The sequence below is a fragment of the Candidatus Komeilibacteria bacterium CG_4_10_14_0_2_um_filter_37_10 genome (assembly GCA_002793075.1).
Classification (GTDB): domain Bacteria; phylum Patescibacteriota; class Patescibacteriia; order UBA1558; family UBA1558; genus UM-FILTER-37-10.
In genome coordinates, this window is record PFPO01000025.1 from 1 (window position 1) to 15,534 (window position 15,534).

General features: G+C 38.5%; 12 protein-coding genes. 1 reads left to right on the top strand and 11 read right to left on the bottom strand.

Annotated elements, in window-relative coordinates:
- The 6 genes from COX77_01380 to COX77_01405 all read right to left on the bottom strand — a co-directional run.
- Positions 1-711, bottom strand: a 711-nt coding sequence (locus tag COX77_01380) for a hypothetical protein (protein PIZ99480.1), incomplete at its 3' end; no start/stop codon positions are given.
- Positions 712-1,287: 576 nt separating this feature from the next.
- Positions 1,288-1,998, bottom strand: a complete 711-nt coding sequence (locus COX77_01385) for a hypothetical protein (GenBank protein ID PIZ99481.1) — start codon at positions 1,996-1,998, stop codon at positions 1,288-1,290.
- A gap of 447 nt (positions 1,999-2,445) precedes the next feature.
- Positions 2,446-2,649, bottom strand: coding sequence for a hypothetical protein (locus COX77_01390; GenBank protein PIZ99482.1), 204 nt, complete (start codon positions 2,647-2,649; stop codon positions 2,446-2,448).
- A 207-nt stretch (positions 2,650-2,856) separates the two neighbouring features.
- Complete coding sequence (locus COX77_01395) at positions 2,857-6,459, bottom strand: hypothetical protein (protein PIZ99483.1); 3,603 nt, start codon at positions 6,457-6,459, stop codon at positions 2,857-2,859.
- 324 nt (positions 6,460-6,783) lie between these two features.
- On the bottom strand, positions 6,784-7,716 hold the full coding sequence (locus tag COX77_01400; GenBank protein ID PIZ99484.1) for a hypothetical protein: 933 nt from the start codon (positions 7,714-7,716) through the stop codon (positions 6,784-6,786).
- 2 nt (positions 7,717-7,718) lie between these two features.
- Positions 7,719-8,273 carry a hypothetical protein gene (locus tag COX77_01405; GenBank protein ID PIZ99485.1) on the bottom strand — a complete coding sequence of 185 codons (555 nt, stop codon included), beginning with the start codon at positions 8,271-8,273 and terminating at the stop codon, positions 7,719-7,721.
- 209 nt (positions 8,274-8,482) lie between these two features.
- Between COX77_01405 and COX77_01410 the strand changes: the two genes are divergently transcribed.
- Positions 8,483-8,794 (top strand): hypothetical protein, encoded by a 312-nt coding sequence (locus tag COX77_01410; GenBank protein PIZ99486.1) that lies wholly within the window; start codon positions 8,483-8,485, stop codon positions 8,792-8,794.
- 13 nt (positions 8,795-8,807) lie between these two features.
- Here COX77_01410 and COX77_01415 read toward each other — a convergent pair whose 3' ends face one another.
- The 5 genes from COX77_01415 to COX77_01435 form a co-directional block, all read right to left on the bottom strand.
- Positions 8,808-10,310 carry a thymidine phosphorylase gene (locus tag COX77_01415; GenBank protein PIZ99487.1) on the bottom strand — a complete coding sequence of 501 codons (1,503 nt, stop codon included), beginning with the start codon at positions 10,308-10,310 and terminating at the stop codon, positions 8,808-8,810.
- 24 nt (positions 10,311-10,334) lie between these two features.
- Complete coding sequence (locus tag COX77_01420) at positions 10,335-11,570, bottom strand: ribulose-bisphosphate carboxylase large subunit (protein ID PIZ99488.1); 1,236 nt, start codon at positions 11,568-11,570, stop codon at positions 10,335-10,337.
- Positions 11,571-12,473 carry a hypothetical protein gene (locus tag COX77_01425; GenBank protein ID PIZ99489.1) on the bottom strand — a complete coding sequence of 301 codons (903 nt, stop codon included), beginning with the start codon at positions 12,471-12,473 and terminating at the stop codon, positions 11,571-11,573. It lies immediately after the preceding gene.
- A gap of 55 nt (positions 12,474-12,528) precedes the next feature.
- Complete coding sequence (locus COX77_01430; protein ID PIZ99491.1) at positions 12,529-14,115, bottom strand: hypothetical protein; 1,587 nt, start codon at positions 14,113-14,115, stop codon at positions 12,529-12,531.
- A 24-nt stretch (positions 14,116-14,139) separates the two neighbouring features.
- Positions 14,140-15,534 (bottom strand): hypothetical protein (locus COX77_01435; GenBank protein PIZ99490.1); only part of this gene is annotated, 1,395 nt, incomplete at its 5' end.

Sequence of the window (15,534 nt, forward strand, 5' to 3'; positions counted from 1 at the left end):
AGCTAACCCAGAGAATGTTAAATCTTTAGCGCCAGTATAGGCGTTCGCTCCGGCAGAACAAACATTATCCCATTGATCATAAGCCGTAACAGTCAACTCATCGTCGGCACCAGCTGTGGGAGTGGCTGAAGCAGCTGTAACCTTTAAGTGATGTACTGGTCCAGATGTCAGCGTGACAGCTGCTACATTAGCTTGCTCAACTTCGGCGGTCGCATTAGAATCAATCGTAAAAGTACCAGTATTCCCGGCCGTGGTCCGATTTTGAATACCTGTTAAAATTCGAAAGCTAGTACCCGTTCCTGTTCCTAAATCAATAGCAGCGTTTAAGACAATGGTAATCTTACGATTGGCGGCATCACCAGTTACGTTATTTACTGCTCGGCTGACGCCATTGACTAAAATTCTACTGGCAATTGTACCATCGGAAACCGCTGCCGTTGTTAAATCACCGTCAGTTATAGTATAACCAACAGGAAATATTACCCATAACGAATCAGCAGTAGCTGCAATATCAGTATCAAAAGTTACATTATAATCAGCACCGCTAGTATTTACTACTAGATCAGCAGCTGCATTACCAGCAACAGTACCGCCGCTAATAGCGGCTGCAGCTGGTTCAGTAGGAATGAATACTCCTCCGACGAGTGCTATGGTTAATAGCGCTACAATCAGAATTTTGCTCGACATTTTATTTTTTAATAGGTTTGTCATATTTTTTTTATAAATTACTCTTAGAGACTAGTTTTATCCAGAGTGTACTTGGGGAATTCGCTGTTTCCATAGTACAAACCTGACTAATCTTTTTTTGTTATTAAATTAAATATATTAAAATTAAATAATAATGCTAAAAAATCAAACAGCACAAAAAGTGGTTTGATTAAAAAATATATATTTTTTGGTATTTTTTTTATTTTTCATTTATCAGCAACTGCAGAAATTATACAATTTTACTGCTCAAGACACAAGAGTTAAACTGCCTTAAATAGTAATAAATGATAAAATCTAGTTTTTAATTTTAGTAATTTTTGTTTTCAATAAGTAGCGTACTATTTGTTATAAATTATTTATCAAATTATTTATAAAATTAAAATTGATCTAAAACTAGCTCAATTTCGTGGGTAATATAACTGTTACCAATTTTAATATCAATTTTGACACGAGTAATAAACGACTAAACAATCAATTAAATTTTACGATAAATTCTAGGTGGCGAACTAAATAAACAATTATTAGTTATCCACAAGTAATGTTATTATTATAAAACAAAATGACTTCGGGTGCAATCAATTACTGAAAACTGTTACTCTTTTCACCTCTCAAATATTCTAAATATTGTAAAACGTCAGGATTGTCCTTCTTTATCTTTAAATAATTTTCCCACATCAGGATAGCTTCGTCATACCTTTTATTATCCTCCAGGAATTTGCTATAAGTAGCTTTTAATTCCATGGTGTCATTTTTATCCATATATTCCAGATATTTTCGCTCTAGTTGTTTATTGTCCAAATTTGATTGATAGCGATACAAATCTAGCAGAGACAAATAGTTTTCTGGAAAGTCTGGTGCTACTTCAATACCTTTTAAGTAACTCTGTTCAGCATTGCTATAATCATGAGCATCACGATAAACATTTCCAATATTATTCCAAATAATATAAGTTTTGGGATTAATTGCTGCAGCCTTCTGATAATCCGCTAAAGCGCCAGAGAGGTCACCTAAGCCGAGCTTATTAACAGCTGAGGCTAAATAAGCACCATACAAATCCTCGCCTTTGACAATTTTCTGCTGAGCAGCGTCTATCCGATCCGCAAATATTTTTTTTTGCTCAGCGGTCAGAGTCACTGGTCTTTGCCATTGTATTAAGTCTTGCTGAAAAGTAATTTGAGAATCGTCTACCGCAATTTCTACAGAATTAGATCCATACTGATAGTAATAATATGCTCCTCCGCCTAAAATCAATAAAACTACCAAAATACTTAACAAATATGTTTTCTTCATAGTTCCAATATTAATTATTTGCTTCCATTTTAACCAATTTCGTCAATATATTCAAGACGCAGTATCAAAAACTATGTTTCCCTAATTCTAGCGTTAGGCTTCCACCACCCGCTGCGCAAGCGCTAGCGTGGCGAGGAGGTGGACCCGCCAAAGGCGGGCAAACCGCGTCTGTCACATCAAGCCACATCCCATTTGTCACTCCGACGAGTCCGCCCTTGGCGGATGAGGAGGAGTCTCTCAGCTTGTCTGAGCGGTGAAAGTACTTTAATTAATAAAAACGTTTCCTACATCCACCACCGCTGTATAGCTGGAGAGGAGAAGTCTCTCAGCTTGTCTGAGCGGTCAATGTTCTTTCTTTATTAATAGCGTTTACTACATCCCTGACGATAAGCAAGATGCGAGTAACAAACGTTAATCTTCTAATACAAAGCGCGCTGCTACAAGCAATTACTGGTGGCCTGATCCCTCCCCGTTAGATGGAGTAGGAAAAACACACGATATTTTCTCGCATGCGCGAGAGACTTCTCCCCGCCCAGCCTTTGGCTGGGCGGGGAGAAGTGACAAAGGCTTTATGTGACCATAGCCTAGAGCGCTAGCTTCCGCCAATGGCGGACCCGCCTTTGGCGGGCAAACCCCGTTTGTTACCATCATTAACTTGATTTCCCCTGCTTCCCTGCTCCTGACTTCCACCAAAATAAAAACACCCTCTTTGACCCTAGTAGAACTAGGAGAAGGTGTTTTTATGATCTAGTCTTTTAAATTAACTGATCATTAATATCTAGTTTTCGGTTACCCTACTTACCTGATAATCTGATGAATTAACTATCTGACATTGATCTAGTTAAACTAATAGTAATATTAGTTAACTTTTGATTGCAACGTTCCACCGGTTAATGGGAAAGTTGTAGTCAAAGTAGCACTGGTAATATCTGAATTGTAAACACCATCACGCCATCCAAACTCTGTATCTAATGAGGTTGGATTGATGACGATTTGGAAGGTTTCTATTGCAGCTGTACTCATACCAGCAGTATCAGCCTTCAACATGAAAGTTCTGGTTGTGCCAGCAGGAACTGTAATAGCGGTAGAAACAGTCAGAGTGTACTCAGTGGCATTAGCAAATGTTGCACCACTTAAAGTAGCCAAAGCAGTACCATAGTCCAGCACGTCATACAATGTAGCATCACCATCACTGATGGTAGCTGAACTTGTATTAACAGTGAACTTCAAGCTATTGATAGTTGCATCGCCAGCAGCATCAGCTGTGACGGAGAACTTCAAAGCATTGACTTGCTGCCCTGGTATTTGATATCCGGTTGGGGTATCAGAAGCCATAGCAACGGTAACTTTAGTCTTATAAGTAGTGTGAGCACTAGCATCATAGTTTGTTGATGCGGCAGCTAATGCGGCAAACTGGTTAGAAGTAGAGCCCTTAGCAATGATATTATTGGCGGCTGCGCCAGTAATGGCTGCTGGGGTGCTAATTCTGAATTGAGCGCTCTTATTGGTAGTAGCATTAGAGGAATCACTGATATTGGCCTTAACAACGATATGCTTATAACCATTCTTTGCGATGGTGATATTTAGATCGCTGAAAGTAGCTGTATCAGGTGAACCAGAGAGTAATGGCACTGGACCACCAACTAAAACGTTATCAACATACAAACTCACTGAAGCAATATTACCCGGAGTATCATCACCGTGAATTTCTGATAGTAAGATTTGAGAAATCTTCAAATCTTCTACGTTGGAAGCACTAAATTTCCAAGAACCAACAATATTGTCAGTTGAACCCATCACCAAAATCTTAGAATTTGGATTTGTTGGTGAAGCAGATACTGCCACTGTTAAAGTACCGGCAGTAGCAGCTGTTAGGGTTTGGCCAACGCCACCAGTTGAATCGCTAACTGATGCGGCAGTTGTTTTGCCGGTACCAGTTACGCTATCAATCTCGGTGCCATCACCGTCTGTCCAATTAGCGTCAGCATTAGATAATGCATCGCCCCAAAGCTCAATAACTACGCTTTGTCCGGCTGTAATGGACAAATTGTTGATATTGAAGGTATTGCTACCAGAAACTGAGGTTGATGGAGTAGAAATGGTCTGACCATATTGTACAGTTTTAGCACTGTTCCAGAGAGAGACATTGGCAAAAGAATCACCAAAAGCTCCAGTAGAAGCGCCATCTAATGTACCATTGTTGGTTTTGACAACAATAGAAGATACATCAATGCCTTCAGCAGCACCTGCTGTTATTACCCAAGAAGCTAGCTTCACATTAGTGGAGCCTTGCACGGCGGTAATGTTAGCAATGGCTGGATTCTTAGCAGAGGTCAAAGAACCAGCAGCAACGGTCAAAGTATTGGCTGCGGTATTTGAACCAGGAACATTGATTGAAGACTTGGATGCAGTTGCTTGTCCATTAGAAGAACCAGCAACTAAACGGCCGTAGAAAGTAGCAGCACTGGCAACTGTTGAATTAGTTGTGTCAACAACCATAGTTAAATACTTGGTTGTCCCAGCGGGAATGGTCATAGAATTACCCATGGAAATGGCGTAATCAGTACCATCAGCTACTGCGGTTGTTGTGGATGTTCCAACCTGTACACCGTCTAAGAATAATTTTACATTCTTTAGATTGTCGGTGGTATCAGAACCAGTAATATCATAAGTTAAAGTATTAACTTTGACATCTTCACCAGTTGCCTTTAGTGCCCACTTGCCAATGGTAACATTGGTAGCAGCATCAGCAATATTGGCAGTTGGCGAATCAGTGGCTTTGGTAACAGTCATGGTACCGGCATTAATGGTTGTTGCACCACCAGCTTGTACTACTGTCCAAACGCCAGCAGTTCCACCACTTGGCTTTGGGAAAATACTTACATTGTACATCTTGTCCTTGACCACGATATCAGAAGCGTCTTGTAATGACCAACGGAAAGTTCTAGAAGAACCTTTCTTGATATCACCATAAACGCTAACGTTCTTGGTTTGACCAGATGTTAAAACAATTGGATTGGCTGACACATCAAAAGCAATGGCACTGTCACCATCCTCTTGAGCTAGGGTTGTGCCATACTGCACGCCACCAACCATCAATTTTAGATTCTGTAAATCACCAGGGGTGACAGAACCGATATTGGTAAATCTCAAATATGAGATTTCCAAATCTTGATTGGTTGCTGCAAAACTGACTCTAACCATTTCATAGTTATCCTCAGCATTAGCAGTAGTGGTTCCCGATGGTACTACAGAAGCACCAACGGTCAATAATCCTAAGTCAGAAACTGTAGCTACAGTCATGTAGTTTCCAGTTAATGGGAAAGTTCCGCTAACTGCACCACCGTCGGTGGTGACATCAGCTGCGCTCTCCAAAGAGAAAGCAACGGTATTGCCAGAGCCGGCGCTGTCTTCCAAATCCATTTTGACAGTTACAGTCTTAGCTTGACCAGCATTAACGGTAAATAAACCATTGGCACTGTTAAAAGTAACAACGCCAGAAGAAATTGAATTCATGGTTGCTAAACGAGTATTGCCCTCATACAAATAAACGTTAAGGACATAGGTATCGCTAAGTAAACCAATCTTTTTCAATTTTACGGTTTTTACCATGGCAGCATTTGCACCAGCAGTGAAATTGATATTCATTACTGGGACTAAAGCTTGAGCACCATTAGTATTACCACCAGCAACAATGCTAGTAGCAGCTGGCATAGAGCCAGCAGAAACGGTTAAAGCACCGCCTAGTGGCACAATGCCTTCGGTAACACCTTGTGATGTATCCATGAGAGAGCTCTCGGCGCCCGTAACGGATGTTCCATCAGCATAACTCGTTAGAGTTGCTGCGGCAACAGTCAATAAATTGGCTGAACTATATCCGTTAGCAGTTAAGGCATCCATGGATGCAAAAGGTCTTTTCTTACCACCACTGATCAAGTAGATGGTTGTACCGTCAGATGCTTTTACTAAAGAACCTGCTGGTAAATCAGTAGCGCTCGTTAAATCAGCACCAATAGCATAGTTCGGAAAAAATACTTCCGAAATATCATTGATACGTTGATTCCAATTTGCGCCAAATAGTCCGGCGGCAACTGCTTCGCTAGATACCCAACGAATAGCTCCACCATCTTCCACCACGTATACTTTAGCAGTATTTGGGTGGGTAATCATTTTTGTACCTGGGCGATATAAAATCATACCACCGTCAGTATAGGTATCAAGTTCAGCAACGGTCAAAAGTTGAACATTGTTGAAATTTGTATACCAAGAGAAATAAGTCTTAGCATCTGGAAAGACATACTTCTTGTTATTCGCGCCAATGTAGTAGACAGCTTGGCTGTTTGGACCCTTAACGAGTGAACCAGCACTAGCAGCTTGTGCTACATCAGGTGCAACAAAGCCAACGCCTAAAGTGGCGATGGTAGCTACAGCAACAGTAACAACTATTAGCTTTTTAAACATATTAAATAAATCTCCTTTTATACTTACTAGCTTCTATCTTCCTAAAATGTTAGGTAAACCTGCCGAAAGGCAGATACGAGCCAAGCTCAAGATCAATGATGACTAATTCATCTCGACCTTTATTGTCCCCAATCTTGGTGCCCATCACCTTAGTGGTGAAGAAAAGAGAACTAATAAGTGTTTATAACAAAGGACATTATTATTAACCTTAAAGATTAATAATAATGACCAATTGTTGTTAAATAACTTGATCTACTTTTTTAGCAGATCACTGATTGTTTCAATAATAATATTGAAAATCAGTCATCGGCCAAATAGCCCATCTTACTTTAGTTCTATTTTGTTAATCAATTCTTTAATCTGTGACAGTTTATCAGCGGCCAAACTGTACTGCTTCTCCGCTGCCAGTTTTCTCGCTTCTTGCAACATATTACCAGCCGTCCGAATCTGCCCATAACTATTCTCCCGATCATCATCCGCTACTTGCGTTGAACGAAGCTGAATCTGTTCGCTGGCTTTAATTAATTGATCATTAATAATGGCAATCAGTTTACTCACAGTTTCTTCGGCGGTAATTTGATTGTCATTATACATTTTGACTAGTAATTGTAAGGTTTTATCTTCCGCACTGGCTGTTGATTGCAATACTTCATTCAATACTGTCATGGTTTCCGGATTGATATTTTCCGTCTTAGCTTCCTGGATAATAGCGGAGGTGTTTTTAATATTATCATTAATATCCAAAGCTACCTGACCCAGCTCGGAATCAGAATTAGTTTCGGTCTTGGCAATATCCAAACTGGTAATAGCTGCCGATAAATCTTGTTCAATTCTTTTGGCCATACCCTGAACATTTTGGCCATCTCCCTCTTGGCTAGCCAGTTGCTTCAGATCGGATAATTTCTGGCGTAGATGTTTGTTAAGAATTTTAGCTTCACTAATAGAGTTAGTGGCTAACAATAGCTCCACCCTTTCAATAATTACTCGACTAGGATAAAAAATACTTCCCGGTAGAGAAGCCTTGGCCATTAAACTAGAACTAAAAATAATAACTGTTAAAAATAAAACAGTTAATACTTTAACCGGTGATAATAGTAAATAATCACCAGAAATATTTAAACGGGACATTATTCTCTGACCAATAGTCAAACTAGAACACTCAATATGGGATAAAACCTTTTCCCGACAGCTAACAACCCAGGCCTGGTCTGGTCCGGTTGATTTCATTTTATTTAATTGGTCAATCAGGATATCCATATTTATAAATAATCGTGTAATATTTTTTTCAACTCAGCCAGTGCTCGATGATTTAATATTCGGATGTTGCCCGTACTCTTATCAGTGATCTTAGCTATTTCAGTGATTGATAATCCTTCGATGTATCGGAGAACTATGACTTCTTTATAATCAGCATTATTAATTTGCTCTAAAGCACGGTGGACTAGCTGAGAATCAATTTTGGCATGTAAATCAAATTCAACTATTAATGCCGGATCAACCTCGCCTTCAGTATCGTACAGCAATGGTAGTGGTTGATTACTTTTCTCACGGTAACTATCGATTACTAGATTTTTGGCTATTTGATACAGTAATGCCTGTATTTCACTAATTCTCTTTTCTTTAACTATCAGTTCCCAGAATTTCAGAAACGTTTGCGCGATTATATCCTGGGTTAGCTCAGTATCATTTACTTTGAAATAAACAAATCGATAAAGCTTATTGACGTACTTATTATAAAGCTCGCCAAAAGCGGCTTTATTGCCTAAACGTGCTCGTAGTACTAATATTCGATCTTTTAAATTTTCCTTAGACATTGTTTAAGACGGTGTTATTTAATCATTGTTACAGTGCCCAGTATTATACAAAAAATACAGAAAAAATCTATTTATATACCAACAAGACCCCTGTGTATATCTACGATTTTATTTAGATTGAGTAATACTAACTATAATTATCATATTTGCGGGTGATTGTCAATGTAGTTAATTGACATAAAGGTGTAGAACATTCTATACTTTTAATCATGAAAATATCAATATCAGAAGCCAGTAAACTATTTGGCTTATCAACGAAAACAATTAGGCTAGCAATTAAGAATAAAGAATTGCCTTACTTATTAGTACGTGATCGTTATCGACTGGAATTTACCGATGTTCTCTTGTGGACTCGTAAAAGTGTACGCAAAAATAATATCTTCCAACGTCAGGGCTTAGGTCAATATGCTACTGACTGGCAAATACCAATAAAGGAACAAAGCAAACCAGTGGATAAAAAGATTATTCAAAAAGATGATAGTGGTAATTTCTACATTGATAAAAAACGGCCTACCCAGTAGACCGTTTTTCATTTTATTTGATGGTAAATATTTTGAGTTTATCTACAGCTGCCAAGGCCAAAGCCATTCTCTGTTCATTGCTAGCATAAAAAGTATATATACTTTGTCCAGCCACTACTTTCTTACCATACTCGGCCTCTAAATAAATTCCAGCTTTTTTATCCAGCGGTGCGCCAAGAATACGACATAAGGCATTAATATTTTTATTATCTGTTTTGATTACCTCGCCTGATTTAGTTGCCTTGATGGAATGAGTAACATTGCCTAATTCAATACCTTCGGAATCTATTTTTTCTTGACCGCCTTGTGCTTTTATTATCTCTTTCATTTTCGACCAAGCTTTACCCGATGATAATGCCAGAGCTACTTCTTTCCGAGCTTTTGCCATGCCAATATTTTTCACCAAATTATATAGCTCAGCAGCTAACTCTAACGATTTCTCTTCTAGATCCATCGGCCGACCTTCTTTCTGTTGTAGTACGCGTAAGACGTCGCGTGCTTCTAGGGTTGGTCCAATACCTTGACCAATAGGATCTAAGCCAATATTTTTAAATACCTTGATCTTAATACCAAATCTTTTAGCCACATAAATAAATTTCTTTTCTAACATATCGGCGGTAGCCATGTCGAGTATTTTGGCTGTATCGCCCACTGGCATATCAATCACCAAATATTTGACGTTCGTTGCTACTTTTTTGGCCATAACCGAGACGATCATTTTGTCATAGGGCTCCAGCGATAGTGGATAAGTAACTTTTAACATCTTGTCATCTGCTGGCGCCAGATTAAAACTACCGCCCCAAATCATACAGGCATTAGTTTTTTTCACTACTTCTTTCATTTCCACTGCAGACAAGCTAACTGGTGCTAAAACTTCCATGGTATCAGCGGTACCGGCCGGCGAAGTGATTGCTCGCGAACTGGTCTTAGGAATCTTCAGTCCCAAACTAGCAATAATCGGAATAACGACCATCGTTGTGCGATTACCAGCAATACCACCAACTGAGTGCTTATCAACAACCGTACCACTATACTTAATTATCTCACCGGTTTCCGCTACTGACTTGGTCATATAATATAGTTCATCGTCAGTATAGGAATACAAAAAAGTCGCAGCGACAAAGTAAGCAATTTCTGTACTGGAAATACGATTAGTCGCAATATCCTCAACGATTGACCTGGCGTCTTCTTTGGTTAAAGGATGTCCTAATAATTTTTTCTTAATGGCTTGAATTGAAGCTGGCCTACCGAGAACAGTCATTTCCACAATTTCATTGTTTTCCATGGAGTTTTTCCGCCAAATTTCTTCGTACATACCGATTTCGCCTGGTTTGATTTGCTTATCGGATAAATTGATATCCACAACTAATTTCTTTTTTCCCCGCCAGCAAATCGATACTTTGTCACCAGCATGAATGCCGAAATGATAAGCCTCCTCTTCATTTATCAGTACTATTAATTTAGAGCCAGCGGTAAAATCTAGTTTTTTTACTTTCAAATAATATGGTGTAACCATGATTCTTTTATGTTTAATTATTTTTTAATTATGCCAAAATTTCAAAGCCTCAGCTAAAAAGCTATGGGTTTTTGCCGCTGTTTTTAGATCAATACCACGACTGACTGCCATGATTGCAGCTTGGGCGGCTTGAGCGCCAGCTGCCACACCGGAAGGGTGACCGAAAATACCACCACCAAAATTGATAATAACATCATTACCTAAATATTTAATCAAGTCGGTGATTAAAGCTGGATGTAATCCGCCAGAGGCAATAGGCATTACTGGAAGTAGCTTACCAAACTTACTTTTTAAAAAAAGATCAATCTCTTGAATTTCCTTCTTGATACCATCCATCTTACCAACAATAGTACCGGTGTGTAGCTGATCGATTCCAGCTAATCGTAATAATTGAGCATAAGCATACATCGTCATGCCGTGATGCTCATTACGAGTAAATAGTGAGTGTCCAGCGCGATGACCATGCATTACTAGTTGTAAATTTTCCTGGCGTAAAGATTGGATCGCGGAAATGCCCATAGCTACCACATCTACCATCATACAAGTGCCACCTAATTTTTTGATTAATCGAGCTCGCCGTAAAGCTTCTTGGTAGGGAGCGGTGATATTAATGATGGCCATTTTTTTCTGACCAGTCTTCTTTTCCGCTTTTTTTAGATTGAGCAGTAAGTACTTAGCCCGATCATCAAACTTATTAAAGGCTAAACTGGTTAAATTTTCATCATCTTTAACAACGTCAACACCATTGGACCAGAGTGTATATGCAGCATCAGCTTGTTCTTGGGCATTAAAGCCCACCTTTGGTTTAACAATCGAACCGATAATTGGGCGCTTGTGAATCTTTAATAGTTTGCGGATTCCGGAAATGCCAAAAGCTGGACCAGCAAAAGAATTAAGATACTGATCAGGAAACTTAATGCTTAATAGACGTAATTGCTCAACAACCTTCATGGAAAAAATATTGCCCACAATACTAGATAAAAATTGCGGTAAATTATTGAACTCAAAAAGAGCTAAGGGATAAGCAATCCGTACTATCCCCTGCTTTTGCTTCTGCTGAATAATCTTGGGTGACAATTTTTGATATTGCGCTTTAGTCAAACCACCGATTTTGGTCCAAGTACCGATAGAACTTTCGCCAGCAATCGCGTGTGCTGCCTCATTAAAAGGCAATTTACTAGTAAAATAAAAATCAACTACTAGATAATTGTTACTGTTGATTTTCTTATTTAACCAATTGAAATTATACTGATTGTACATTTACTTCTTTTTAATTATTAACCAGGGATAATTTTTTTTCACTAACAACTTTAGTTTGGTAGGATGAATAATACCAAATTCAGTAATAATACCGCTAATATATTTGGCCGGGATATAATCAAAAGCCGGATTTATTATCTGAACTTGCTGTGGTTTGTCCGGCCATACTTCTTCTGAACTACGCCGTTCAATAATAATTTGGTTATCGCTATCAATTTTCAGTGACTCCGTAGCAACGTAAAACGGCACTTTAGCGTATTTAGCTGCCAAGGCTAAAGAAAAACTACCAACTTTATTATAAACATCACCTTGCCAACTCAAAGCATCAGCACCAATGATTATTTTGTGGATTTTATTGTTCTTTTGCTGATTAAAGATAATGGCCGCTGCTAACGAATCAACTATTGTAGATACTGTGATGCCTGCTGCTACAAGTTCTCCAGCTGTAATTCTTCCTTGATAAAGTGGCCTGGTTTCCGTATTAATCACTCGCAAATTGTTATTTTGTTGAGCTACTGTCAATATCTTTGCCACTAACGATGAGTGACAATGAGTCATTATTTGATCTTGTGGTTTAATTAATTTCTGACCATACTGAATGATTAAGTCTTCACTTTTCTGTATGGTTGTTAGATAGTCAGCGACGCTTCTACTAACCATAGCGGCTATTTGCTCTTTCTGGACATTACTATTTTGCAATATATAAGCCAGGCCGTTATGCAATAACGGTTCCGTTGGTCTACTACCCGCTAGCTGATCACAGTAAAATAGCAACTGGCTTTGATTCATCGACATATTGCTATTTACTTCTGAGGATAATGCCAATAATCCTTGCTTGGCAATATTGGTGGCGCCTTGAATTTTAATTTTCTTAATATCTGATATAACTGAAGATAATGACATATAAAAAATAGGTTATGGTTCTATTATACCATACCTAAAAATATTGATAACTTAATTATTTTTTGAAACTAACTACCTTTTTTTGCAAGACATCAGTTAAAGAAATAACCGGGTCATTGGCGCTATCAATTGCTGGGGCCACTGTCGGAGCGACAGATTTAACCTTAATATCTTCACGCTTTATTTTACCGGCTTTAAATAATTTCAAACAATCAGAGCAAAAAATAGGCCGGATACCATCGGGAGCAAAAGGAACCATGGTTTCCTTGCCACAACTATCGCAGTTGGCTTGAATGCCGGGTTTCGTTTCTCGCTCACCATCAGACGAATCAGTGCTTGATAATTCTCCCTCCTCGACATTGGAAGCTGCACTCCAACGGGAAATCTTATCTTCAATAACATCTCGCGGGCGACAGTATCGCTCGCGCGTGACTTTGACGACTTTGTTGATAGTTTCCGTATCGAGATCTGATTTTGCTAGAGGTAATAATCCCATGGCAGAAAAGGCTGGTGAAGTAATGCCATCAATCATCAATTTAATATAGAAATTAAACTTATTAAGATTTACCAGATCGTTTTTCATAAACTGCGGTTCAAACTCCTTTTCCAGAAATTCAGCATCATCAGCACCAACGCGATAGACAACCAAGGTGCCAACGTTGCCAAAAATTGCTGCCTGGACACGTTCATCCAGCTGTTCGCGGTATTGATGCGCCAAAGTCATACATAGGTGATATTTACGAGCTTCCGATAAAATATCAGCAAAAGACTCCGTGGCAAAGTTTTGAAACTCATCAATATACATATAAAAGTCTTTACGCTCGTGTTCTGGGATATCTACTCTACTCATAGCGGCCATTTGTAATTTAGTGATCATCATCGCTCCTAATAAAGCGGAATTATCTTCACCAATTCTGCCTTTGGATAAGTTTAGTAATAAAATTTTACGATTGTCCATGACTTCTCGTAAATCAATACTGGATTTTATTTGACCAACAATATTACGTACCAAAAAGGATGATAAAAAAGCACCAACTTTATTTTGAATAGGAGCAATAGCTTCTACCTGAAAATTACCCTTATACTTTTCATACTCATCCACCCAAAATGATTTCACCATCGGATCCGATATTTGCCCGACTACTTTTTTGCGAAAGTCTTTATCTACCAACATTTTCATAATTCCTAGTAATGTGGAATCGGGAAATTCTAACAAAGCTAAAATAGCATTACGCAAAACATACTCCAAACGCGGTCCCCATGTATCAGCCCAGATTTTTTTGAAAACACCGATCAAGCCAGAAGCCACTAAATGCTGCTGCTCCTTATTGACCTTTTCCAAAACATTAAAAGCAAAAGGGAACTCAATATCGGCTGGATTAAAATAAATAACATCATTAATACGACTCGGTGGTACATAGTTCACTACTTTTTCTACCAAATCACCATGCGGATCGACAACAGCCACGCCACGGCCGGCTTTGATATCTTGAACAATCATATTTTCCAATAAGGTAGATTTTCCGACACCAGTTTTGCCCACCAAATACATGTGATTACGGCGATCTTTCACGCGAATACCAAATTTTCGCACGACATTACGAAAATTAGTTTGCCCAAAAGCAACAATCTCTTCCTCCATTTTTTTATAGTCTTCATTCATTTTTTATTTTACAATTGGCAAATTAGGTGGCAAATGATCAGGACTAGCCTCTTTTTCGTTGATAATTGATTGATCATTCTGTTTAGCGAATTTATTCTCAAAATATTTATTGTCAAACTGATAATTCTGCAAACTATCTGGCAAAAACTGCTGGTCGGTTTCAGCGATAGCCTCAGGTTCGACAACTTCGTTACTAACCATATAATGATCCACCTGATTTTCATTTTCCACACCACTAAATGGTAACTGCGAAGGTGGCTCGGCTTTTTTAGATTCTGTTTTCTTTAATAATGGTACTTTAATAATACTCGCTGGAAAATGGTAAAGTGTAGCTAGTTCTTCAATATTTAGAATATAAGATGACATACCTTGCCAAATACTACGACTTTTATACGCTTGCATTAACTTATTTTGTTTATTTATTACTCGTCGTTTAACAAAGAAATACAATGCTTTAGTAGTAAACTTGGATGGTTTTAAAGCGTTAGCGTTCAGCGCGTTGTACTGTTTGATAGCGGAGAAGAAATTACTGACTCTGGTCGCTTTATTAAAAACTGCTAATTTGCCAACATAAGCAACGCGTATTTTACAATAAAAACCTAATTTTGACATTTTATATTCTACCAGCTCCAATGTTTTTCTGGCACCGGGTGACATGAATAGTAATTTATTGACAGCGTCATCTTTTTTAACTACGGGTGGAGAAAATTCAACACCGGCCAAACTATTGATAATGTCTTGAAAAATACTGCTAAAAAAACTGATAATTTTATCCAAGATATTTTCTTTGACTGCTACTTTTTCACCAATTAATTTACTCACAACTTTTTGGGCTGCATCCTTCCATTTATCATCTGTCGGTTTAACAATTATTTGAAACCACATCTGTTCACCCATACCAATACGCGAATAAATTTCCAGTAATGCGGCCATTGGATCTTTTAATTCCTGAGTTAATGAGTGTTCAAACTCCACATAAGATCTAATAGGAAAAGCCTCATTCTTTACTAAGGCCAATTCTGAGGCCCAAAAATTATACTCGGTATTAGGAAATTTATCCGGTATATCTTTAGTATAGTCATCAACTTCCATAATCTCCGCTTCGGGGTATTGCGCATAAACGGCAGCTTCCACCATATCGCGCCAATGTTCCGGTGTTCGGATAATAAATTGGATGTAGCCATCAATGGAAACAATTTCCAAAGAAAAACACAGCTGAAAAGCTCCATCCCACCACTCTTCCCATTTACTCAGGGGCATATGACCACCGGCTAAATTGGTCATCAAATGCTCAACAGCTTTGGGTGATTGCTCATTGTCTTTGGGTACATCAATGGCCAAAAAAATGTATTTAATCTTGGCGGCAAATTTGCCTTGACGGTAAATAATCCATTCGGT